This is a genomic window from Bradyrhizobium niftali (genome assembly GCF_004571025.1).
GTDB lineage: Bacteria > Pseudomonadota > Alphaproteobacteria > Rhizobiales > Xanthobacteraceae > Bradyrhizobium > Bradyrhizobium niftali.
Window position 1 is genome coordinate 1 of the sequence record NZ_SPQT01000038.1, and the last position, 22,210, is coordinate 22,210.

Here is a 22,210-nt window from a genome sequence, read left to right on the forward strand (position 1 = left end):
GCCGTCAGGCCGGCTTCCACGACTATGTCGCCAAGTTCGACCGTCCCGGTCTGATCGCGGCGCTGAAGGAACAGACCGCGGGCGCCGCCGGCGCCTCCGAGCTGAGCCGGGCCGCGGCGTAACCAGCGGGATCAGGAGATAGGCTTATGGCCAACAAGATGCAGACCACCGAAGGCGCCATGGTCGAATACGTCACCGCGATGATCGGCGGCCAGCTGTTCGGCCTGCCGATCTCCCGCGTCCAGGACGTGTTCATGCCCGAACGCGTCACCCGCGTGCCCTTGTCCTCGCGCGAGATCGCCGGCGTCCTCAACCTGCGCGGCCGCATCGTCACCGTGGTCGACATGCGCGCCCGTCTCGGCCTGCCGCGGCCCGAGGACGGCAAGGCGCCGATGGCGGTCGGTGTCGACCTGCGCGGCGAATCCTATGGCCTGCTGATCGACCAGATCGGCGAGGTGCTGCGCCTGCCCGAGGACGGCAAGGAAGAGAACCCCGTCAACCTCGACCCCCGCATGGCCAAGCTCGCCGGCGGTGTCCACCGTCTCGACGGCCAGCTCATGGTCGTCCTCGACGTCGATCGCGTCCTCGAGCTCGAAACCAAAGTGCAAATTGCTGCGTGAGCCAACGAAAACATCGAAGCCGGGAGAACCGAAATGAAAACGTGTTTGGTGGTCGATGATTCCAGCGTGGTGCGCAAGATCGCGCGCCGGATCCTGGAAGGCCTTGAATTCCAGGTGACCGAGGCCGAGGACGGCTCGAAGGCGCTGGAGATCTGCCAGCGGCAACTGCCCGACGCGGTGCTGCTGGACTGGAACATGCCCGTGATGGACGGCTTCGAGTTCATGGGCCACATGCGCCGCCTGCCCGGCGGCGACCAGCCCAAGGTGGTGTTCTGCACCACCGAGAACAACGTGGCTCACATCGCCCAGGCGCTCAGCGGCGGCGCCAACGAGTACATCATGAAGCCCTTCGACAAAGACATTATCGCCGACAAGTTCGCTGAAGTCGGCTTGATCCCGGTCGGACAAGCCATGGTCTGAGTGTGTCTGGCCCGAGTGTTTCGGCCAGAGTGTTTTCAGTACAGCTTTCGAGAGGCCATCCGTGACCCCGACCGAGTATGAGTATCTGCGCAAGTTCCTGAAGGACAATTCCGGTCTCGATCTGTCCGCAGACAAGCAATATCTGATCGAAAGCCGTCTCTTGCCGCTCGCCCGCAAGGCCGGGCTCTCCGGCATCCCCGAGCTCGTGCAGAAACTGCAAAGCGGCTCGCGCGCGCTCATCACCGACGTGGTCGAAGCCATGACCACCAACGAGACCTTCTTCTTCCGCGACAAGGTCCCGTTCGATCATTTCCGCGACACCATCGTGCCCGAGATCATCAAGGCGCGGGCCGGCCGCCGCAGCGTGCGGATCTGGTGCGCCGCCGGCTCGACCGGGCAGGAGCCCTATTCGCTGGCGATGTGCCTGAAGGAGATGGGTGCAGCCCTCACCGGCTGGCGCGTCGAGATCATCGCGACCGATCTGTCGCAGGAGGTGCTGGAGAAGGCCAAGGCCGGCATCTACAGCCAGTTCGAGGTGCAGCGCGGCCTGCCGATCCAGATGCTGGTGAAATATTTCAAGCAGACCGGCGAGACCTGGCAGATCAATCCCGAATTGCGGGCGATGATCCAGCACCGCCAGCTCAACCTGCTGCACGATTTCGCCCAGCTCGGTACGTTCGACGTCATCTTCTGCCGCAACGTGCTGATCTATTTCGACCAGGAGACCAAGATCAACATCTTCAACCGGCTGGCGCGCCAGATCGAGCCCGACGGCTTCCTGGTGCTGGGGGCCGCCGAAACCGTGGTCGGACTGACCGATACTTTCAGGCCGATTCCCGACCGGCGCGGCCTCTACAAGCCGAACGATCCGCGTGCCGCCGCGGCCAAGCCGGCCCTTGCCGGCGTGGCGCCGCGCATGGCGGTGATGGCAGGACGATAGGCATGGCCGAGGATGGAAAAGGCGCGGAGCGCGTGACGTTCAGTCGCGGCTATGATGTCTGCATCATGGCCATCGACGGCACCTGGCGCCGTGACTGCAAACTCAACGCCATTTCCGACACCGACGCCATCCTCACGGTTGAAGGCTCGATCCAGGGGCTGAACCTGAAGGAATTCTTCCTGCTGTTGTCGTCGACCGGCCTTGCCTACCGCCGCTGCGAGCTGGTGCGCGTCAACGGCGCCGAAATGGACATCCAGTTCCTGCGCGGCAAGAACCGGAAGAAGCGCGGCGCGGCGGGCGGCCACGACGCGGCAGCCTGACCGGCGCGTGGCGGCGCCGGCGCTTTCCGCCACGTTGCTTTACATTTGCTGAAACATCCGGACGAATTTGTCGCGGCGGCTTTACGTGGCCGAAGCCCGCGCCGTGTATCCATTGCCCGTCTCAATCTCAGGAATACGGCAATGCCCAGAAGTTCCCTCTCCCCCGTCCCGTCAAACCTGCCCGACGTCGCCGAGCGGCGTGCGCTCCAGCTCCTGGTGGTCGATGACGACGCCACGCAGCGCAGCCTGATCACGGTCGCCGCCAAGCAGGCCGGCCACGAAGTCACCGTGGCGCCGTCCGTGGCGGAAGCGATCGAGAAGCTCCGCGCCGCGCGCTTCGACTGCGTGACGCTCGATCTCGTGCTGGAGGATGGTGACGGCATCGACGTGTTGCGCGAGATGGCGAAGGCCAAGTTCGCCGGTGCCGTGATCGTCATCAGCGGCATGGACGGCAAGCGCCGCAGCGCCGCCCGCAGCTTTGCCCGTTCCGTCGGGATTGAGCTCCAGAGCCTGCCGAAGCCGCTCGATCTGGCGGCCCTGCGCATCAGCCTCGCCAACCTCGGCAAGACCGCGATGGGGCTGCCGGCGATCCACACCTGGGGTGGTGTCGCCAGCGACGCGATCGTGGAACGGCACCGCACCTGACGCGCGGAGCTGCCATGCAATCGGGCGCGGCCGCCGCCGCGCCGATCGCGACCTATAGCGGGTCGTCGGAATCCGACAGGTATTGAAGGGCGCGGCCAGGACCCGCCCGACAGACGTTGAGGGCGGCGCTCGCCGTGGCATAACGCGGCGTGACGTCGTCGAGCACCAAAATGTCGATGGAACCCGCCCGATCGCCGCTGTCGTCCCGCTCCAGGCCTGCGTCGATCATGGCTGCGTCGATCAGGCGCATGCTGCTCTGGATCTGCGCGATCAGGCAGCGAAGGTCGGCCGCGATCAACTGACGGCTGTCGGCCTCGGGCGTCGTGACGAGAAGTGGCGTGCCAGCCGAATTTAGCATGGATATTCTCCGTCCCCCGCAATTAGGCGCCATGCCGCTACTTGTGCGTTAAGTCCATGTCCCGTACAAATACGGGTGGGCCGAATCCGCGCCGAACGCCATAAGGGTTGGCGCGGACGCGAGTCCTCAATGCCGAATGGACTCTAATGCCAATTGGACATGGCACATGGCCGAACAAACCTCTCGCGGTGAAATCTTCGTAGTCGACGACGACCCGGCCGTTCGCGACACCTTGTCGATGGTGTTGAAGGCGGCGGGCTATGAGGTGATCTGTTTTGCGGACGGCGCAGCGCTGCTCTCCGTCGCGCGAAACCGCACACCGGCTGCGATCCTGCTCGACGTGCACATTCCCGGAAAGTCGGGTCTCGACATTCTGAAGGAGCTGCAGGGTGAGGATTATCCGGCGCCGATCTTCATGATCTCCGGCCAGGGCGACATCACGATGGCGGTGGGCGCCATCAAGAGCGGCGCGCTCGACTTCATCGAGAAGCCGTTCCGCGGCAGCGAGATCGTCGGCCGCCTCGACGAGGCGATCGGCGCCTATGCGCGCAGGCAGGCGGAGAACGCAGCGCCGAAATTCGGCTCGCTGCATTTCCCCGGACGCGAGCCGTTGACGCGGCGTGAGCGCGAGGTGCTCGAGCAGTTCGCCGCCGGTGCGTCCAACAAGGAAGCCGGCCGCACGCTCGGCATCAGCCCGCGCACCATCGAGGACCACCGCGCCAACATCATGAAGAAGCTCGGTGCGCGCAATGCGGCCGACCTGATCCGGATCGTGATGACCGCGGCGCAGCGCGCGTCGTAAGTCTTTCGGTTGAGCTTTCGTAGCCCGGGTGAGCCAACGGGTCGGCGCGAAGCGCCGCCCGATGACAGGCTCCGCGACACCCGGGAACACTGCCGCAGAGTCCCGGATGTCGCTTCCCTCATCCGGGCTACAGCACGGCGTGCTACCCCAGCAGCGCCTTGCGGATGATCCGCGCGAGATCCGATTTGCGGTAGGGCTTCGCGAGCAGCAGAACGCCCGAATCCAGCCGGCCGTGATGGATGATCGCGTTCTCTGTATAGCCCGACGTGTAGACCACTTTGAGATCGGGGCGCGTCTTCATCAGCTCGTCGGCGAGCTGCCGTCCGTTCATCTTGCCGGGCATGATGACGTCGGTGAACAGCAGGTCGAACGGCTTTCCGGCGGCGACGATCGCGAGCGCTTCCGCGGCGTTCGCAGCCTGCAAGGTGACGTAGCCCAGCGCGTGCAGTTGCGCCAGCACGTAGTCGCGCACCAGCCGGTCGTCCTCGACCACCAGGATTGTCTCGTGTCCGCCCTCGATCGTCGCGGGAATCACGCCGTCGCCGACCGCCGTCGCCGTCTTGCCGGGCGGCAGGTACATCTTGATCGTGGTGCCGTGGCCTTCCTCGCTGTAGATCTTGATGTGGCCCGCGGACTGCTTGATGAAGCCGTAGACCATCGAAAGCCCGAGTCCGGTGCCCTTGCCCGGTCCCTTCGAGGTGAAGAAGGGATCGAACACCCTGGCGAGCATGTTGGATGGAATGCCGGTTCCGGTGTCGCTCACGGCGATCAGCACATAGTGTCCGGGCCGGACGTCGTTGACGCTGGCATAGACCTCGTCGAGATAGGCGGCGCCGGTCTCAACGATCAGCTTGCCGCCGCCGGGCATGGCGTCGCGGGCGTTGAGTGCGAGGTTGAGGATCGCCGTGGTGAGCTGGTTGGGATCGACGATCGCAACGCAGCTCTCCCCCTCGAACACGGATTCGATCTGGATCTGCTCGCCCAGCGTCGGCCGCAGCAGCTTTGCGGTGTCGACGATCAGCGAGTTGATGTCGATCTCGCGCGGCTGGAGCGGCTGCTTGCGCGCGAACGCGAGCAGGTGCTGGGTCAGCTCGGCGCCGCGTCCAGCGGCCTCGTCGATCATCCTGGTGATCGCCGCAAGCTCGGGCTCCTTGGCCACTGCGTCGCTGAGGATTTCGATCGTCCCGGTGATCACGGTGAGGATGTTGTTGAAGTCGTGCGCCACGCCGCCGGTGAGCTGGCCGACCGCCTCCATCTTCTCGGCGTGGCGGATGCGTTCCTCGGACGCGATCTTGTCGGTGAGGTCGCGGTAGAAGACGTTGAACAGGATGCCCTCGCGGCGCTTCAGCGCCGTGACGCTCAGCTCGGCCTTGAATTCCTTGCCGTCGCGACGGCGAACCATGAGCTCACGGCGGCGGTTGAGCCTCCGGCCATCCGCGGACTGCAGGAAGTGCGCGAGGCCGGCCGTGACCCGCCGGCGCTCACTCTGTGCGACGATCAGATCGACCGCATTCTTGCCCAGCGCCTCGTCGCGCCGCCAGCCGAACAGCTCTTCGGCCCGCGAGCTCCAGTTCAGGATGATGCTGCGATCGTCGGTCTGGACGAAGGCGTCGAGCGCGGTCTCGACGATGTTGCGGGCCAGCTGCTCGCTTTCGCGCAGGGACTCCTCCGCGAGCCTGGCCTCGGTCATGTCGCGCCCGACGAGGAAGAAGCGCTTGGCCTGATCCGACCAGTTGCCGAGCCAGGACAGCCAGACCTCGCGTCCGTCCTTGTGGATGCAGCGGGTGTCGGCGAGCTTCGGGTGCCCGCCGCGCCGGAGCGAGCGCATCTCCTCGCGGGATTGCTCGAGGTGGTCGGGGTGGATGAAATCGACGCCGCTGCGGCCGATCATCTCGTCCGGCCCGTAGCCGAGAACGGTCTCGCTGCTCGGGCTGACCTGAACGATGTGGCCCCGCGTGTCCATGATCATGATCAGATCCTGCGAGGCGTCGAACAGCTGCCGCCGCTCCTCCAGTTGCTGCTGGAGCGCCCGCTCGGCCTGCCGTGCCTCGGTGAGGCTGCGCGCGGACCCGGAAGCACCGATGATCTCGCCCGACGGTCCCCTGATCGGCGAGAGGTTCACGGATATCTCGACCGGGCGGCCATCCTTGCGCATGCGCACGGTCTCGAAGTTCTCGATCCGCTCGCCGCGGGCGATTCGCCGCAAATAATCCTTGCCCTGCTCGCGGCGGTCGGGAGGCACGATGATCGAGGTGGACTTGCCGATCGCCTCGTCCGCCGAATAGCCATAGAGGCGCTCTGCCGCCGGATTCCAGCCCGTGATGATGGTGTCGAGCGATTGCATGATGATCGCATCATCGGACGACTCGACCGCCGCGCTGAACAGGTTCTCGCGGGCGGCATGATGGCTTCGCGCGGCCTCGGTACGGCGATGTTCGAGAACCTCGCGTTCGAGAGCCGCGGTTTTTGCCTGCACCTCTGCGACCATTCGCGCGAAGGACCGGGCCAGCGCGCCGGTTTCGCCCGGCGCATCGACCGGAATGGCGATCTCGCCGTCTCTGCCGATTCTCTCGACGGCGCGGGTCAGTTGCGTAATAGGCCGTGTCAGTGTTCGGGCGAGCAGGATCGCCAGGACTGCCGCGCCGAGCACGGCAATCAATCCGACCGACAGCGTCGTGCGCTGGATGGCCGTGGCGAAACGGGCAAATGTCGAATTGGGAGCGATCTGGATGATTCCAAGCCACTCCTTTCCTGCGAGCAGCGCCGGCGCGAACGCTGCGCCGCCATTGTGGCCTCGCGCATCCTTGATGACTTGAGCAGAACCTTTGCTTGCCCCCATCAGCCCCGCAAAATAGGGAAAATCATCGGCCCAATTGTTGGGCTTGCCGCGCATCAGGCCGAACTCGCGGTTGCGGTCGGGATGCACGACGTAGTCGCCGCGCGCGTTCACGACATAGAGCTGCTCGCCCGGGCGGATCAGCGAGCGGAGACGCTCCAGCCCCGGACGCATATCGATGTTCACCAGGATGATTCCGAACGGCTTGCCATCCGGTGTGAACAGCGGCGAGCCCACGCGTAATGTCGGTGTATGGGCTGTCGTCGTACCGCCCCGAACGCTTGCCGGTTCGAGCGGCGAGACATAGAGCTCGCCCGGGGCAAGCCCGATCGTTTCCTGGAAGTACTGGCGCTCGCCTTTGCGCTGCAGTTCGTCATCGGAAGCAATTCGCGCCGTTCCGTTTGGACCGGTTCGGTCCACCCGGACCAACTCCGGCTCGCCATCTCCAGCACCGATGATGCGAAACTGGGCGTAAGCCGGCTTGGAGTCGATCTCGGCGGCGAGGCGCGTCGCGATACGCTCGCGCCACGTCTGCTCGGAGACACCGTCCTGCGCGTCGATCCCGCCGGCAAGACGGGCGCGGATCAGTCCATTGAGAGAAGCGGCCGCGCGGTAGCCGGCGATATCGCCCCGCGCTCCGGCGACGTAGCCTTCGAGATCGGATGCAATCAACCGCGAATGGGTTTCGAGGCGGTCGAGGACCCGCGGCAAGACGGCCTGCTCGACGCTCCAGTAGCTCAGCCATCCGACGGCAGCCACGGCTATCGCAACCAGTAAGATCATGGCAATGGCGAGCCGCGTCGCCAAAGTCATGTAGCGCCTTTCGTCGTTTCGGGCACGGTTCCGCTCGTCCTGGCGTGCAGCCGAACTGGTGTGCCCATCATCGGCGGCCGGTACTGACATCGGGCTCCTCCGGCTTGCCCGCGTCGAGGCAGCCGTTGACCGCGGCGAGCAGCGCGTCTGCCCGGAACGGCTTCTGAAGGCTTGCCACTGCGCCGAGCTTGGTCGCCATCTTCAGGAAATCCGGCTCCGCGTAGGCGTCCGGCGTGGTCGATCGGCCGGAGATGACGATGATCGGAATCGCCGGCTGCTGCGCCCGGATGTGGCGCATCGTCTCCAGCCCGTCCATGCCGGGCATGAAGATGTCGAGAAACAGGAGGTCGAACTGGCTGGCCTCGAACAATGCAAGTCCCTTGTGGCCGTCGCCGGCGACGGTGACGTGATGACCGGCCCTCTCCAGAAGCAGCCGGATGGTGATCTGCACGGCCGGGTCGTCATCCACGATCAGGATGTTGGCCACGTCTGAATTCCTCCGGGTCGGCTGGGACGTTCCAGTGACCTCAAATCAAAGCATCAAAAACGAAATTGTTGCGCGGATTCTATCCGCCCCGCAAGCGGCTTGCGTTTGGGTGCGATTGACCCGGCCGGCGCGCAAAAGGGGGGCGATGCCATTGCAGTTTGTACGCACGCTTGCGTGCATATGAGCCAATGGTCTCGCCGTAGTTGTACGGAGCCCGGATTTCACCATGAGTTAAAGGCGAGTGACCACAATCCCCCTCAGTTTCGGTACCCGCATTTTGCGCATTTCATTGTCCACATTCTGGCCTCTGCCCCACGCCGGCCGATCAACCGACCATCAGCACGAGATCTTTCATGTTCAAATCAATTGCGAACACCGGAATTCGGACCCGGCTGCTCGGCGGCTTTGCGCTGATCTGCGTTCTGCTCGCCGCGACCGTAATCTACACCGTCGCCGCCGTCTCGGATATCTCGTCGCGCATCAAGACGGTCGTGGATCAGCGAGCGCCGGTCGCGGTCGCAAGCACGGAGCTCGTCGGCAATCTCTATTCCACGCTCTCGGTGCTGCGCGGCTATCTGCTCACCGGCGATGCGCAGGGCAAGCGTGACCGGGCGGCGGTCTGGGCCGACCTGGATCGCACCGCCGCTGCGGTCGACCGCATGGCGGAGGGTTTCTCCAGTCCGCAGAACAAGACCACCTGGAGCGAAGCCAAGGCACTGATCGCAGAATTCCGCCAGGCCCAGGACAAGGCCGAGCTCACCGCCTTCACCCCGTCGGCCTATCCTGCGAGCGAGCTCCTGGCAAAGGAGGCCGCGCCGCTGATCGCGACCATGTTCGCCGAGATCACCGCGATGATCGACGAGGAGGAGGCGCTGGAGGCGACGCCGCAGCGCAAGCGCCTGCTCAAGACCTTCGCCGACGTGCGCGGCAATCTCGCCGCGGCGGGATCGCAATTGCGGCTCTACGTCGCCTCGGGCGAGGCGGCCGACCGTGACAAGTTCGAAAAGCCGCTCGCGACCTTCAGGGCCGCGCTCGCATCCGTCGGGACCCAGGCGGATCTGCTCACCGAAAGGCAGGCGACCGCCTACCGGGCCATCGCCAGGGCGAACGAGGCCTTCACACCGTTGCCGCAGAAGATCTTCGCGATCCGCCAGACGCCGCAATGGAACATGCCGGTCTTCATCCTGTCCACCGAGGCCGCTCCGCGCGCGGCCCGGATACTTGATCTTCTCGACGGCAGGAAGGACGCTGAGGGCAAGCGCGCGGGCGGCCTCAAGAGTGACCAGCAGTCCAAGCTTGCCGAGGACGCCCGCAGCGTGGCCGACGAGGTCGAGAGACTGCTTCTGCTGCAATGGATCCTGCTCGCCGCGGGGCTGGCGCTCGGAACGGCGATTGCGATCCTGGTCGCGCGCTCCATCACCCGTCCGATCGTCGAGCTGGTCGGCGATTCCGCGCGCCTGTCCGGCGGCGACACCAGTGTCGAATTCAGGACGGCCGAGCGCGGCGACGAGATCGGGGTAGTCTCGCAGGCGGTGGCCAAATTCCGCGACAACGTAATCGCCCAGCAGCAGGCGGCGGCGGAGCTCGCGCGCGAAGCGGAGGCGCGCGAGGCGGCCAACCGCAACACGGAGCGCGCGGTCGAGGAATTTCGTGCGACCTCGCGCGACCTGCTCGCGCTGGTCGACGAGAATGCGGGGACCATGCGGCAGACCGCGGAGAGCCTCGGCGGCATCGCGCACCATGCGACGAGCCAGGCCGCTTCCGCGGCGAGCGCGTCCGAGCAGACGGCGGTCAACGTCCAGACCGTCGCCGCGGCGGCCGAGCAGCTTGCGAGCTCCATCGTCGAGATCGGCCGGCAGATCGAACTGTCGAACAAGACCGTGCGGTCCGCGGGCGAGGTGACCGCGCGCTCCGAGGCCGAGATCGAAGGTCTCGCGCACGCGGCCCAGAGCATCAGCTCGGTGGTCGACCTGATCCAGGCGATCGCGGCCCAGACCAACCTCCTGGCGCTCAACGCCACCATCGAGGCGGCGCGCGCCGGTGAAACCGGCCGCGGCTTTGCTGTGGTGGCCTCCGAGGTCAAGGCGCTGGCCGACCAGACCCGCAATGCGACGCAGGAGATCACCCAGCACATTGCCGCGATCCAGAATTCGACCGGCAGCGCGGTCGCCTCCGTCAAGGAGGTCGCAACCGCCATGCGCCGGATCGACGAGGTGACCGCGGCGATTGCCAGCGCCGTGGAGGAGCAGGGCGCGGCAACGCGGGAGATCTCGCAGAACGTCCAGATGGCGGCGTCGGGAACGCAGACGCTCGCCACCAGCATCGGGACCGTCTCCGGCGCCATCGCGGAAACCAACCGCTCGGCCGACGACGTGATGGGCGCCGCGAACCACGTTTCGGGCGCGGCCGAACGCCTCGCCGCCGAGGTCCAGGCCTTCTTCGTCAAGCTGCGCAGCGGTCCGATGGACCGCCGCAGCAGCGACGATGCCGATTATCGCGGGCCGGAGCAGCGCACCGCCGCCTGACTAGTCCGTCAGGTATTCGGGGTGGTGGCTCCGGATCTCGTCGAGCTCGCTTAGCGTGCCCGACAAATGCTTGCGCAGATGCTGTTGCGCGGCATCGGCGTCTGCCGCCTCGATCGCGCGGGTGATCAGTCTGTGGTGGCGCACGATGTTCTGGGCCTTGCCGGGCGAGGGCAGGTGCAACCGGCGCAGGCGGTCGATATGTCCGCTGCGACTGCGCACCAGCGCCCAAAGCTCCTGCTTGTCGGCGGCTGCATAAAGCTGCGCATGAAAATCATTGTCGCCGGCGATGAAGCTCTCGAAGTCCCCGGCCTTGGCGAATTGCTGCTGGAGCGCGATCGCGTGGTCGAGGCGGATGACCAGGGCCTGGTCATGTTGCTCCGCGAGCATCCGGACGATTTCGAGCTCAAGCGCCTGGCGCAGGAAATGGGCTTGCTCGGCGCGGCCGACGTCGACCCGGCTGACCACGGTCGCGTGCTGCGGAAACACGTCGACGAGCCCTTCCTCCTCCAGCCGCATCAGCGCGTCTCGGATCGGCGTCGAGCTGACACCGAATTGCGCGGCGAGATCGGTACGCGACAGCGGTGAGCCCGGCGGCAGTTCGAGCGCGAGAATGGCGTTGCGCAGCCGCTCGAACACCTGCGGCGCGGCCTGGCGGCCGCGATCGAGCCGGGCGGCCGTGCGGGGCGCGGGATGGGCTGTTTCCATGACGGCGACTCCGGCGGACTTGCCTTTGATGCACTAATGCATTAGTGCATTAGCAAGGTCTCCCGTCAATGGCGGCCAGAGGAAACGAACAACAATGATGACGCAATTCCAGCGCGGCTGTGCCGCCATGGCCCTGATCGCCGCAACACTCCTGCCGGTATCCGCGGCGCATGCCCAGCAGAAATCCGAGATCTCGCTGTCGCGCCAGCCCGGCATTTTCTACATGCCGAGCCACATCATGGAGAAGCAGAAGCTGATCGAGAAACATGCTGCTTCGCTCGGGGTATCAGGCGTCACCACCAAATGGGTCACCTTCTCCGGCGGTGGCGCGCAGACCGATGCGCTGCTCGCCGGCGGCGTCGACATCCTCAACACCGGCACCGGCAATCTCCTCTTGCTGTGGGACCGCACCCGCGGCGGCGTGAAGGGTATCGTCGCGACCTCGGCGCAGCCGATGACGTTGATCAGCCGCGACGCCAACATCAAGTCGATTAGGGATTTCGGCCCCGGCGACAAGATCGCGGTGCCGACCGTCAAGGTCTCGACCCAGGCGATCGTGCTTCAGATCGCGGCGGCCGAGGCCTTTGGTGCCGATCAATGGTCCAAGCTCGACGCCAATACCGTGCAGCTCGGCCATCCCGACGCCTATGCGGCGCTCGCCAATCCCAAGCACGAGGTGCACACCCACTTCTCGATCCCGCCCTTCACGTTCCTGGAGCTGAAGAACGTGCCGGGCGCGCATGTCGTGCTGTCGTCGCCCGACGTGATGGGCGGCCCGCTCAGCCAGGCGCAATTCTTCACCACGACCAAATTCGCCGACGCCAATCCCAAGATCATCCAGGCGGTGCGCGACGCCACCAAGGAAGCGCAGGACCTGATCCGTAGCGACACCAAACAGGCCGTCGAGATCTACAAGGAGATCACCGGCGACAAGACCTCGGTGGAGGAGCTGCTCGATCTCCTGAAGGAGCCCGGCATGATGGAATGGAATCTCGAGCCACAGGGCACGATGAAATTCGCCGCCCATCTCTACAAGACCGGCACGCTGAAGAACCAGCCCAAGGCCTGGACCGACTATTATCTCCCCGTCGCGCACGACCTGAAGGGCAACTGATGGCGCTGCTCGATGTCAGCGGCGTGACGCTGCGCTACAAGACCTCCAGCGCCGTCGTCACCGCCACCGAGAGGGTGAGCTTCACCGTCGACAGGTCCGACCGCTTCGTGCTGCTCGGGCCGTCCGGCTGCGGCAAGTCGACCCTGCTCAAGGCCGTCGGCGGCTACATGAGCCCGAGCGAAGGCCGCATGAGCATCAACGGCCGCGAGATCCACGGTCCCGGCGCCGACCGCATGATGATCTTCCAGGAGTTCGACCAGCTGTTGCCGTGGAAGACCGTGCTCGCCAACGTGATGTTCCCGCTGCTCACCGCGCGAAAGCTGCCGCGCAAGGACGCCGAGGCACGCGCGCGGGCCTATATCGAGAAAGTCGGCCTCACCCGCGTCGTCGATGCCTATCCGCATACGCTGTCCGGCGGCATGAAGCAGCGCGTCGCGATCGCGCGCGGCATGGCGATGGAGCCGGACATCCTGCTGATGGACGAGCCGTTCGCGGCGCTGGACGCGCTGACGCGCCGGACCTGCCAGGACGAGCTGCTCCAGCTCTGGAGCGAGACCAGGTTCACCGTGCTGTTCGTGACCCATTCGATCGCGGAAGCAATCCGCATCGGCAACCGCATCCTCTTGCTGTCGCCGCATCCCGGCCGCGTCAAGGCCGAGGTGGTCGATGTCGACAAGGTCTCGGGCGCGGACGGCAGCGCCGGCCGGCTGGAGAAGGAGATCCACGATCTCCTGTTCGCCGCCGAAGCCGCGGCGCATTGAGGGAGCCTCTAACATGGGCGAAGCGAGAATATTGCTGCGTGACGCGTCGGTTGCCACTGCTGCCGGCGCAGGCGAGGTCGAGCGCAAGCTGAGCGTGCCTGAAATGTTGTGGAACGACGGCTTCGTCCGCAAGACCGTCATCATCCTGTTCCTGGCGGCGGTCTGGGAAGCCTACGGCGTCGCCCTCGACAATCCCCTGCTGTTTCCGACGCTGCACGACACGATCGTCACGATGTTCGAGCGCGTGAAGGACGGCACCATCCCTCTGCGGGCCTGGGCGTCGCTGAAAGTGCTGTTCATGGGCTACTCTGCCGGCATCGTGCTCGCCGCGATCTTCACCGTGCTTGCGATCTCGACCCGCATCGGTACCGATTTCCTGGAAACGGTCACGGCGATGTTCAATCCGCTGCCGGCGATCGCACTGCTGCCGCTGGCGCTGATCTGGTTCGGCCTCGGCAATGGCAGCCTCGTTTTCGTGCTGATTCACTCGGTGCTGTGGCCGGTCGCGCTCAACACCCATTCGGGCTTCAAGAGCGTCTCCAACACGCTGCGCATGGTCGGCCGCAATTGCGGCCTGCGCGGGCTGCCCTATGTCGCAAAGATCCTGATCCCCGCCGCCTTCGGCTCGATCCTCACCGGCCTCAAGATCGGCTGGGCTTTCGCCTGGCGCACGCTGATCGCGGCCGAGCTGGTGTTCGGCGTGTCCTCGGGCCAGGGCGGCCTCGGCTGGTTCATCTTCGAGAACCGCAACCTCCTCGACATACCCGCCGTCTTCGCAGGCCTCTTGACGGTGATCATCATCGGGCTCTTTGTCGAGAACCTGATCTTCCGCGCCATCGAGCGGAACACGGTCCAGAAATGGGGCACCCAATCATGACCAAGAAGAAGAAAACACCCGACCAGCTCCGCAGCGCGCGCTGGTTCGCGCCCGACGATCTCCGCTCGTTCGGCCACCGCTCCCGCACCATGCAGATGGGCTACGCCCCGGAAGAGTGGAAGGACCGCCCGATCATCGCGATCCTCAACACCTGGTCGGACGCGCAGCCCTGCCACATGCACTTCAAGTCGCGCGTCGACGACGTCAAGCGCGGCATCCTGATGGCCGGCGGCCTGCCGCTGGAGCTGCCGGCGCTGTCATTGTCGGAATCGCTGCTGAAACCGACCACGATGCTCTATCGCAATCTGCTGGCGATGGATGCCGAGGAGCTGCTGCGCAGCCATCCCGTCGACGGCGTGGTGCTGATGGGCGGCTGCGACAAGACCACGCCGGCGCTGCTGTTAGGGGCCACCTCGATGAACATTCCGGCGATCTATCTGCCGGCAGGTCCCATGCTGCGCGGCAACTGGAAGGGCAAGACGCTCGGCTCCGGCTCGGACGGCTGGAAATATTGGGACGAGCGGCGCGCCGGGAAAATCTCCGACAAGGACTGGCTCGACATCGAAGCCGGCATCGCCCGCAGCTACGGCACCTGCATGACCATGGGCACCGCCTCGACCATGACCGCGATCGCCGAAGCCATCGGCATGACGCTTCCGGGCGCCTCCTCGATTCCAGCCGCGGACGCCAACCACATCCGCATGGCCAGCGAATGCGGCCGCCGCATCGTCGAGATGGTGTGGGAGGATCTGACGCCTAAGACGATCCAGACCCGAAAGGCCTTCGAGAACGCGATCGCGGTCGCGATGGCGATGGGGTGCTCGACCAACGCGATCATCCATCTGATCGCGCAGGCCCGCCGCGCCGGCCAGGACATCGGGCTCGACGATTTCGAGATCGCGAGCCGCAAGGTGCCTGTCATCGCCAATGTGCGGCCGAGCGGCGACGCCTATCTGATGGAGGACTTCTTCTATGCCGGCGGCCTGCCGGCGCTGATGGGCCAGATCAAGCCGCATCTGCATCTCGACTGCATCACCGTCACCGGCCGGATGCTGGGCGAAAATATCGCCCATGCCGAGGTGCACAATGACGACGTGATCCGCTCGGTCGACAATCCCATCTACAAGGAGGGCGCGCTCGCCGTGCTCAAGGGCAATCTCGCGCCCGACGGCTGCGTCATAAAACCCTCCGCCTGCGCGCCGCGCTTCCTCAAGCACACCGGACCTGCGCTGGTGTTCGACGACTATCCGTCGATGAAGAAGGCGGTCGACGATCCCAATCTGGACGTCACCGAGGACCACATCCTGATCCTGCGCAATGCAGGCCCACAAGGAGGGCCGGGCATGCCGGAATGGGGCATGCTGCCGATCCCGACAAAACTCGTGAAGCAGGGCGTGCGCGACATGGTGCGCATCTCGGACGCGCGCATGAGCGGCACCAGCTATGGCGCCTGTATCCTGCACGTCTCGCCGGAGTCCTACATCGGCGGTCCGCTGGCCCTGGTGCAGAACGGCGACCGCATCACGCTCGATGTCGCCGCGCGCACCATCAATCTCGACGTATCGGAAGCCGAGCTCGCAACGCGCCGCGCTGCCTGGAAGGCGCCCGAGCGCCGCTTCGAGCGCGGCTATGGCTGGATGTTCACCAAGCACATCAAGCAGGCCAATGACGGCTGCGACTTCGACTTCCTCGAGACCGATTTCGGCGCGCCGATCGGCGAGCCGTCCATCTACTGATGTCCCCCGTCATTCCGGGGCATCGCGAGGCGATGAGCCCGGAATCCATCCTGCCGCAGTCTGTGCCGTTCGATGGATTCCGGGCTCGCGCCAAGCGGCGCGCCCCGGAATGACGAATGAGAGAGAGCACACCATGACCAAACTTTCCGACGCCACCCGCAACAAGCTCAAATCCGTCTCCACCGCCACCGTCGCCACCGCCTTGTTCAAGCGCGGCCTGCGCATCCAGATGATCCAGGATGTGCACCCGCTCGGGGCCGATCAGCCGACCATGGTCGGCGAGGCCTTCACGCTGCGCTACATGCCGGCGCGCGAGGATCTCAACACCATCGAGGTGTTCAGGGATCGTTCGCATCCGCAGCGCAAGGCGGTCGAGGATTGCCCTCCGGGCGCGGTGCTGGTGATGGACAGCCGCAAGGACGCGCGCGCGGCCTCGGCCGGCGCGATCCTGGTGACGCGGCTGATGAAGCGCGGCGTCGCCGGCGTCGTCACCGACGGCGGCTTTCGCGATTCCGCCGAGATCGCCAAGCTCGGCATCCCCGCCTACCACCATCGTCCCTCAGCGCCGACGAACCTCACGCTGCATCAGGCGATCGAGATCAACGTGCCGATCGGCTGCGGCGATGCGCCGGTGTTTCCCGGCGACGTCATCCTCGGCGATGCCGACGGCGTCATCGTCATCCCCGCACATCTTGCCGACGAGATCGCCAACGAGACGTTCGAGATGACGGCGTTCGAGGACTTCGTCACCGAGGAAGTCGGCAAGGGCCGCGGCATCTTCGGCCTCTACCCCGCCACCGATCCGCAGACGCTCACCGATTTTGCGGCGTGGCGGAAGAAGAACGGAAGGTAGTTAGACTGTTGGTATCGCCACAGCACCAGTGTCGTCCCGGCGAAGGCCGGGACCCATAAACACAGGGAGTGGTTTGGCGAAGACGCGCAGTTAAGAAATCCTCCCGCGGTACTGCTACCTGCGTTCCACCGATACATCACGCGGTATGGGTCCCGGCGTTCGCCGGGACGACGCCGGAGGGTGTGGCTACACCCCGGCCTCCGCCATCCCCGCCGCCCACAGTGCGAACGCATAGACGATCGCGACTTCGTCGAGACGGTCGAAGCGTCCCGAGGCGCCGCCGTGGCCGGCGCCCATGTTGGTGCGCAGCAGCACCGGCCCGCCGCCGCGCATGGTGGCGCGCAGGCGCGCGATCCATTTGGCGGGCTCCCAATAGGTGACGCGCGGATCGGTCAATCCGCCCATGGCCAGGATCGCCGGATACTCCTTCGCCGCGACATTGTCGTAGGGCGAGTAGGACAGGATGGTGCGAAAATCCTTTTCGCTCTCGATCGGGTTGCCCCATTCCGGCCATTCCGGCGGCGTCAGCGGCAGCGTGTCGTCGAGCATGGTGTTGAGCACGTCCACGAACGGCACTTCGGCAACGATGCCCGCGAACAGCTCGCCAGCGCGGTTGGCGACTGCGCCCATCAGCATGCCGCCGGCAGAGCCGCCATGGCCGACGATACGTTTTGCGCTGGTATACTTCGCATCGATCAGCGCCCTCGCGCTCGCGGCGAAATCGTCAAAGCTGTTCGTCTTCTTCTCGCGCTTGCCGTCGAGATACCAGCCCCAGCCCTTGTCGGCGCCGCCGCGGATATGGGCGATGGCGTAGACGAAGCCGCGATCGACCAGCGACAGGCGGTTGGCGCTGAACGAGGCCGGCATCGCCATGCCATAGGAGCCGTAGCCGTAGAGCAAGAGCGGTGCCGATCCGTCGAGCTTCAGCCCGCGGCGATAGAGGATCGAGACCGGCACCTCGGCGCCGTCCTGCGCCTTGGCCATGATGCGCGTGGTGACGTAGTCGGCCGCATTATGGCCTGACGGGATCTCCTGCCGCTTGCGCAAGGTCCGCGTGCGCTTGGCCATGTCGTAATCATAGACCTCCGACGGCGTCGTCATCGACGAATAGGCGAAACGCAAATTCGTCGTCTCGAACTCGTAGGAACCCATCGTATCCAGCGAATAGGCCGCTTCGTCGAAGGCGATGGCGTGCTCCTCGTTCGTCGCGAGATCGCGGATCACGATCGCCGGCAGCGCATTGGCGCGCTCCAGCCGCACCAGATGGCCGGCATAGAGATCGAGGTCGATGATGTAGATGCCCGGACGATACGGAATCAGGTCGCGCCAGTTTTTGCGCTCGGGCTGGCTAAGCGGCGCGGTGACGATCTTGAAGTCGATGGCATCATCGGCATTGGTGAGGATGAAGAGCAGATCGCCGCGGTCGGCGAGCGAATATTGCACGCCTTCCTCGCGCGCCGCGACGAGGCGCGGCGGCGTATCGGGGCTTTCGAGATCGATCAGCCGCTGCTCGGAGGTCTCGTGATCGCCGCCCGCGATCACGCAGAAGCGGCCGCTGGTGCTCTCGTGCAGATGGGTGAACCAGCCGGAATCCTGCTCCTCATAGACGAGGGTGTCGTCGGCCTGTTTCGTCCCCAGCCGGTGCTGCCACACCTGCATCGGGCGGTGATTGTCGTCGAGCTTCACATAGAAGAAACTTTTCGCGTCCTTGCTCCAGACGATACCGCCGTCGGTCTCCTCGACGAGGTCGTCAAAGTCCTTCCCCGTCGCCCAGTCGCGCACGCGGATCGAAAAATATTCCGAGCCCTTGGTGTCCGCGCTCCAGGCTTGCAGCTTGTGATCGGGCGAATGCCGGCTGCCGCCGAACTTGAAATATTTGTGGTCCTTGGCGAGCGCATCGCCGTCGAGCACGATATGGCCATCGCCGCCCTCGCGCGGCATGCGGCCGAACAGCTCGTGCTGCCCGCCCTCGCGAAACCTGCGGAAATAGGCGAACGCCCCGTCCGGCGACGGCACGCTGGAATCGTCCTCCTTGATCCGGCCGCGCATCTCGCGCACCAGCGTCTTCTGCAGCGCGGCGGTATGGCCCAGCAGGCTCTCGGTGTAAGCGTTCTCTTCATCCAGATATTTGCGGATATCAGGATCGAGCACCTTGGGGTCGCGCAGCACCTCCTGCCATTTCTCGTCCTTCAGCCAGGCATAGTCGTCGGTCACGGTGATCCCGTGCCGGGTGAAGCTGTGCGGCCGGCGCGGGGCGACGGGGGGCTGGGAAGGTGTCTTGGCTTGTGTCACTCGATCCTCATTGCGTCTCACCGGAACCCATCTCGTCATGCGCGGGCTTGACCCGCGCATCCATCAAAGAGGATTTCTTGAGCGATGGATTGCCGGGGCAAGCCCGGCAATGACGGCCGTAGACGGTGGCGGGTCGCGCATCATATGGCGACAAGCGCATGAATTGCCAGCGGGACTGCGCCAAGGACTGCGCCAGGTCGCCGGGTTGTTGATCGCCCCCTTGTATGCTTTAGGGGGTGGGTCCTTTAGTGGCCATGTCCCCGCCGCCGGTCCAGCCTGATGCTGTTCAATTCCTATCCGTTCATCCTGCTGTTCCTGCCGGCCGTGCTGGCCGGGTACTTCTGGCTCGGGCGGCGCAGCAATCGGGCCCCGGTGATCTGGCTGGCGGCCGCCTCGCTCGCCTTCTATGCCATCGGCAGTTGGCAGTTTGTCGCGCTGTTGCTGGCGTCGATCGCCTTCAACTACGGCATCGGCTACCTCCTGATCGCGGCGGAGCTCGCACCAATGCAGCGCCGGGCGGCGCTTGCCGTTGGTGTCGCCGGCGACCTTCTCGTGCTCGGCATCTTCAAATATGCGGGCTTTGCCGCCGACAATCTCAATGCACTGCTCGGCACGCATGTCGCGGTCCACATCCTGCTGCCGGTCGGCATCTCCTTCTACACCTTCACCCAGATCGCGTTCCTGGTCGATGCCTTTCGCGGCCAGGTCGCGGCCTACGCGCTGCCGCACTACGCGCTGTTCGTGACCTATTTCCCGCATCTGATCGCGGGGCCGATCCTCCATCACAAGGACATGATCCCGCAATTCGAGCAGGAGGAGTCCAAGCATCCGCACGCGCATCTGATCCTGTGCGGAATCATCATCTTCGCCATCGGCCTGTTCAAGAAGACCTGTCTCGCCGACGGCATCCAGCCCCTGGTCGCGCTCGCCTTCGACGCGCGCTCGCCGAGCTTCGACCAGGCCTGGCTCGGTGCGCTCGCCTACACGTTCCAGCTCTATTTCGACTTCTCCGGCTATTCCGACATGGCGATCGGGATATCCCTGATGTTCGGCATCTTCCTGCCCGTCAACTTCAGCTCGCCGTACAAGGCCACCAGCATCGTCGAGTTCTGGCGCCGCTGGCACATGACGCTGTCGCAGTTTTTGCGCGACTATCTCTACATCCCGCTCGGCGGCAACCGCCGCGGCCGCGCGCTGCGCTACGTCAATTTGATGATCACGATGCTGCTCGGGGGGCTCTGGCACGGCGCGGCCTGGACGTTCGTGGTGTGGGGCGCGCTGCACGGCGCCTATCTCTGCATCAATCACGCCTTCAACGCGCTGGTGCCGGCCATCCCGTCGCCTCTCGCGCGCCCGGTCCGCATCCTTGGGGCCGTGCTGACCTTCCTGGCGGTCGTCGTCGCCTGGGTGTTCTTTCGCGCCGAGCGGGTCGATTGGGCGTTGCGGATCACCAGTGCCATGGCTGATCCCCTGAACATCGTCCTCGGCCGCGAGGAGATCGCGGCGCTGGTGCAGGTCACGATCTATGCGGCGCTGGTGTGGCTGGCGCCGAACACGCAAGCAATCATGGGCTACGATCACGGCAGTCGCAGGGTCGGCGAGAGTTTGCGGGAAGGGCGCCTGCGGCCGCTGGTCCTCTATGGGGCGTCGCTCGTGCTCGCGTTCGGGATCCTGGGCATCCAGAGCCACAGCGAATTCATCTATTTCAGGTTCTGATGCGGGGATCGTTCACCAGCGTGAGGCGTCTTCTCCTTGCGAGCGTCGCGTGCGTGCTGGGCGCGGCGGCGCTGACTTTTGCCGTCGATCCCCTGCAACTGTTCCGCCCCTCGCGCCTCATCGCGCCGTTCTATTCCGACGACACACGCATGCAGAATGCCGGGTTGATCCGCAGCCAGTCGTTCGACACCGCCTTCATCGGCACCTCGCTCGCGATCCATTTCCGCCAGAGCGATATCGACCGCGCGCTCGGCGTCCGTTCGCTCAAGCTGGCGATGACCGGGTCCAACTCGCGCCAGCAAAGCTTCGTGCTGGAGCAGGCGATCGATCGCGGCGCCCGGCGCGTGATCTGGGCGATGGACGATTTCAGCTTTGTCGATGCGGCCGGCATCGAGGCCGATCCCTATCTGTCCGTCGATCTCTACCGGCGGACGGCCAAGGGGATCGCGGCCTATCTGTTCAACGCCGCCATGGCGAAGGAATCCGTGTTCGCGCTGCTGCGGTCGATCCCGCCGCTGCGGGAGCCGCTGACCCGTGCGGCGCCGTTTCTCCCCGTCAAGTTCGCGCTGTTCGACGTCGACGACATCTATGCGCTGCCACGGGATTTCGACGTCGCGCGCGCCTACAACGCGGAGACGACGCGCGCCGCCTTCGCCTACATCACCGATCCCGTGCGCAGCAGCTTTCTCGGCGAGGGCTACGGCTATGAGGCCATGGTCCGGCATCTCGAGCGTGACGCCGTCGGCCTGACCACGCGCCATCCGGACGTGACCTTCGACATCTACTTCCCGCCTTATTCGATCCTGCAATTCGTCGCGATGCGCGATGCCTCACCGGCGACGCTGAAGATCGTCACCGATCTCACGGCCCTCATCGCGCAGCGCCTGACGCAGCTTCCCAACGTGCGCCTCCACGATTTCCGCGCGATCAAGGCGGTGACCCACGACCTCAACAATTACGGCGACGTCATCCACCATTCGCCGGTCATCGATGCAATGGTGCTGAAGTGGCTGGCGAGCGGGGAATACCGGGTCGATCCCAACAAGCCGACCGCGTCGCTGGAGGAGCTGAAAGCCCAGGTTGAGGCGTATCGGGTTCGACAGCCGTAGCCCGCATGAGCGAAGCGACATGCGGGGCCTCGCGCAAGATCCCGGGTGTCGCTTCGCTCACCCGGGCTACAAGACTGCAGCTGTGATGCTCAGCCGTAGCCAAACACTCCGCTGTCGTCCCGGCCTAGTGCGCAATTGGGGGACCGGGACCCATAACCCCAGGGAGGAATTTGGCGAAGACTCGTAGTTAAAGAGTCTTCTCGTGGTACGTACACCGTGCGTCACTGATAGATCACGCGGTATGGGTCCCGGCCCCCCGTGCGCAATTGCGCACTAGGCCG

The 22,210-nt window shown here is 65.2% G+C and carries 19 protein-coding genes; 14 read left to right on the forward strand and 5 right to left on the reverse strand.

What is annotated here, in order from left to right; translation table 11 throughout:
• Positions 1-146 precede the first annotated feature (146 nt).
• The 5 genes from E4K65_RS40870 (at position 147) to E4K65_RS40890 (ending at position 2,945) form a co-directional block, all read left to right on the forward strand.
• Positions 147-620 carry a chemotaxis protein CheW gene (locus E4K65_RS40870; RefSeq protein WP_135178916.1) on the forward strand — a complete coding sequence of 158 codons (474 nt, stop codon included), beginning with the start codon at positions 147-149 and terminating at the stop codon, positions 618-620.
• Positions 621-653: 33 nt separating this feature from the next.
• Positions 654-1,040 (forward strand): response regulator, encoded by a 387-nt coding sequence (locus tag E4K65_RS40875; protein ID WP_028143851.1) that lies wholly within the window; start codon positions 654-656, stop codon positions 1,038-1,040.
• 61 nt (positions 1,041-1,101) lie between these two features.
• Positions 1,102-1,980, forward strand: a complete 879-nt coding sequence (locus tag E4K65_RS40880) for a CheR family methyltransferase (RefSeq protein ID WP_135178917.1) — start codon at positions 1,102-1,104, stop codon at positions 1,978-1,980.
• Positions 1,981-1,982: 2 nt separating this feature from the next.
• A complete protein-coding gene (locus E4K65_RS40885; protein ID WP_011083221.1) occupies positions 1,983-2,300 on the forward strand; it encodes a hypothetical protein in 318 nt (105 codons plus the stop codon).
• A gap of 141 nt (positions 2,301-2,441) precedes the next feature.
• Positions 2,442-2,945, forward strand: a complete 504-nt coding sequence (locus E4K65_RS40890) for a response regulator (protein WP_135178918.1) — start codon at positions 2,442-2,444, stop codon at positions 2,943-2,945.
• 52 nt (positions 2,946-2,997) lie between these two features.
• Here the strand turns inward: E4K65_RS40890 and E4K65_RS47905 are convergent, their stop codons facing one another.
• Positions 2,998-3,303, reverse strand: a complete 306-nt coding sequence (locus E4K65_RS47905) for a hypothetical protein (protein ID WP_167771560.1) — start codon at positions 3,301-3,303, stop codon at positions 2,998-3,000.
• A gap of 166 nt (positions 3,304-3,469) precedes the next feature.
• Here E4K65_RS47905 and E4K65_RS40900 point away from each other — a divergent pair, with 166 nt between their 5' ends.
• On the forward strand, positions 3,470-4,105 hold the full coding sequence (locus E4K65_RS40900) for a response regulator transcription factor (protein WP_135178919.1): 636 nt from the start codon (positions 3,470-3,472) through the stop codon (positions 4,103-4,105).
• Between the two features lie 142 nt (positions 4,106-4,247).
• On the opposite strand, the gene E4K65_RS40905 is transcribed toward E4K65_RS40900, so the two are convergent.
• Both E4K65_RS40905 and E4K65_RS40910 read right to left on the reverse strand, forming a co-directional pair.
• Positions 4,248-7,754, reverse strand: a complete 3,507-nt coding sequence (locus E4K65_RS40905; protein ID WP_235885949.1) for a PAS domain S-box protein — start codon at positions 7,752-7,754, stop codon at positions 4,248-4,250.
• A gap of 67 nt (positions 7,755-7,821) precedes the next feature.
• Positions 7,822-8,241 (reverse strand): response regulator, encoded by a 420-nt coding sequence (locus tag E4K65_RS40910; protein ID WP_135178921.1) that lies wholly within the window; start codon positions 8,239-8,241, stop codon positions 7,822-7,824.
• A 353-nt stretch (positions 8,242-8,594) separates the two neighbouring features.
• Here E4K65_RS40910 and E4K65_RS40915 point away from each other — a divergent pair, with 353 nt between their 5' ends.
• The gene (locus E4K65_RS40915) at positions 8,595-10,766 is read left to right on the forward strand and encodes a HAMP domain-containing methyl-accepting chemotaxis protein (RefSeq protein WP_135178922.1); all 2,172 of its coding nucleotides are present in this window, start codon (positions 8,595-8,597) and stop codon (positions 10,764-10,766) included.
• Here E4K65_RS40915 and E4K65_RS40920 read toward each other — a convergent pair whose 3' ends face one another.
• A complete protein-coding gene (locus tag E4K65_RS40920; protein ID WP_135178923.1) occupies positions 10,767-11,471 on the reverse strand; it encodes a GntR family transcriptional regulator in 705 nt (234 codons plus the stop codon). It lies immediately after the preceding gene.
• A 94-nt stretch (positions 11,472-11,565) separates the two neighbouring features.
• Here E4K65_RS40920 and E4K65_RS40925 point away from each other — a divergent pair, with 94 nt between their 5' ends.
• The 5 genes from E4K65_RS40925 (at position 11,566) to E4K65_RS40945 (ending at position 16,812) form a co-directional block, all read left to right on the forward strand.
• Positions 11,566-12,585, forward strand: coding sequence for an ABC transporter substrate-binding protein (locus E4K65_RS40925; RefSeq protein ID WP_135178924.1), 1,020 nt, complete (start codon positions 11,566-11,568; stop codon positions 12,583-12,585).
• Entirely contained in the window at positions 12,585-13,346 is a 762-nt protein-coding gene (locus E4K65_RS40930; protein ID WP_135178925.1) for an ABC transporter ATP-binding protein, read from the forward strand. The genes E4K65_RS40925 and E4K65_RS40930 overlap by 1 nt, the downstream gene beginning before the upstream one ends.
• 13 nt (positions 13,347-13,359) lie before the next feature.
• Positions 13,360-14,223, forward strand: a complete 864-nt coding sequence (locus tag E4K65_RS40935; protein ID WP_135178926.1) for an ABC transporter permease — start codon at positions 13,360-13,362, stop codon at positions 14,221-14,223.
• Positions 14,220-15,959: an L-arabinonate dehydratase gene (gene araD, locus E4K65_RS40940; RefSeq protein ID WP_135178927.1), complete on the forward strand. Its 1,740-nt coding sequence runs from the start codon at positions 14,220-14,222 to the stop codon at positions 15,957-15,959. The genes E4K65_RS40935 and araD overlap by 4 nt, the downstream gene beginning before the upstream one ends.
• A gap of 133 nt (positions 15,960-16,092) precedes the next feature.
• Positions 16,093-16,812, forward strand: a complete 720-nt coding sequence (locus E4K65_RS40945) for a ribonuclease activity regulator RraA (protein WP_135178928.1) — start codon at positions 16,093-16,095, stop codon at positions 16,810-16,812.
• 186 nt (positions 16,813-16,998) lie between these two features.
• Here the strand turns inward: E4K65_RS40945 and E4K65_RS40950 are convergent, their stop codons facing one another.
• The gene (locus E4K65_RS40950; RefSeq protein WP_135178929.1) at positions 16,999-19,104 is read right to left on the reverse strand and encodes a S9 family peptidase; all 2,106 of its coding nucleotides are present in this window, start codon (positions 19,102-19,104) and stop codon (positions 16,999-17,001) included.
• Between the two features lie 279 nt (positions 19,105-19,383).
• Here E4K65_RS40950 and E4K65_RS40955 point away from each other — a divergent pair, with 279 nt between their 5' ends.
• The gene (locus E4K65_RS40955; RefSeq protein ID WP_135178930.1) at positions 19,384-20,820 is read left to right on the forward strand and encodes an MBOAT family O-acyltransferase; all 1,437 of its coding nucleotides are present in this window, start codon (positions 19,384-19,386) and stop codon (positions 20,818-20,820) included.
• The gene (locus E4K65_RS40960) at positions 20,820-21,929 is read left to right on the forward strand and encodes a hypothetical protein (protein ID WP_135178931.1); all 1,110 of its coding nucleotides are present in this window, start codon (positions 20,820-20,822) and stop codon (positions 21,927-21,929) included. Before E4K65_RS40955 ends, E4K65_RS40960 begins: the two co-directional genes overlap by 1 nt.
• Positions 21,930-22,210 lie beyond the last annotated feature (281 nt).

What these genes read in the sequence shown, in the direction of transcription:
- E4K65_RS40915 (WP_135178922.1), top strand. Translation starts at nt 8,595, where the DNA reads ATGTTCAAATCAATTGCGAACACCGGAATTCGGACCCGGCTGCTCGGC.
- E4K65_RS40935 (WP_135178926.1), top strand. Translation starts at nt 13,360, where the DNA reads ATGGGCGAAGCGAGAATATTGCTGCGTGACGCGTCGGTTGCCACTGCT.
- E4K65_RS40900 (WP_135178919.1), top strand. Translation starts at nt 3,470, where the DNA reads ATGGCCGAACAAACCTCTCGCGGTGAAATCTTCGTAGTCGACGACGAC.
- E4K65_RS47905 (WP_167771560.1), bottom strand. Translation starts at nt 3,303, where the DNA reads ATGCTAAATTCGGCTGGCACGCCACTTCTCGTCACGACGCCCGAGGCC.
- E4K65_RS40890 (WP_135178918.1), top strand. Translation starts at nt 2,442, where the DNA reads ATGCCCAGAAGTTCCCTCTCCCCCGTCCCGTCAAACCTGCCCGACGTC.
- E4K65_RS40925 (WP_135178924.1), top strand. Translation starts at nt 11,566, where the DNA reads ATGATGACGCAATTCCAGCGCGGCTGTGCCGCCATGGCCCTGATCGCC.
- E4K65_RS40885 (WP_011083221.1), top strand. Translation starts at nt 1,983, where the DNA reads ATGGCCGAGGATGGAAAAGGCGCGGAGCGCGTGACGTTCAGTCGCGGC.
- E4K65_RS40960 (WP_135178931.1), top strand. Translation starts at nt 20,820, where the DNA reads ATGCGGGGATCGTTCACCAGCGTGAGGCGTCTTCTCCTTGCGAGCGTC.
- E4K65_RS40870 (WP_135178916.1), top strand. Translation starts at nt 147, where the DNA reads ATGGCCAACAAGATGCAGACCACCGAAGGCGCCATGGTCGAATACGTC.
- E4K65_RS40945 (WP_135178928.1), top strand. Translation starts at nt 16,093, where the DNA reads ATGACCAAACTTTCCGACGCCACCCGCAACAAGCTCAAATCCGTCTCC.
- E4K65_RS40905 (WP_235885949.1), bottom strand. Translation starts at nt 7,754, where the DNA reads ATGACTTTGGCGACGCGGCTCGCCATTGCCATGATCTTACTGGTTGCG.
- E4K65_RS40875 (WP_028143851.1), top strand. Translation starts at nt 654, where the DNA reads ATGAAAACGTGTTTGGTGGTCGATGATTCCAGCGTGGTGCGCAAGATC.
- araD (WP_135178927.1), top strand. Translation starts at nt 14,220, where the DNA reads ATGACCAAGAAGAAGAAAACACCCGACCAGCTCCGCAGCGCGCGCTGG.
- E4K65_RS40955 (WP_135178930.1), top strand. Translation starts at nt 19,384, where the DNA reads ATGCTGTTCAATTCCTATCCGTTCATCCTGCTGTTCCTGCCGGCCGTG.
- E4K65_RS40920 (WP_135178923.1), bottom strand. Translation starts at nt 11,471, where the DNA reads ATGGAAACAGCCCATCCCGCGCCCCGCACGGCCGCCCGGCTCGATCGC.
- E4K65_RS40930 (WP_135178925.1), top strand. Translation starts at nt 12,585, where the DNA reads ATGGCGCTGCTCGATGTCAGCGGCGTGACGCTGCGCTACAAGACCTCC.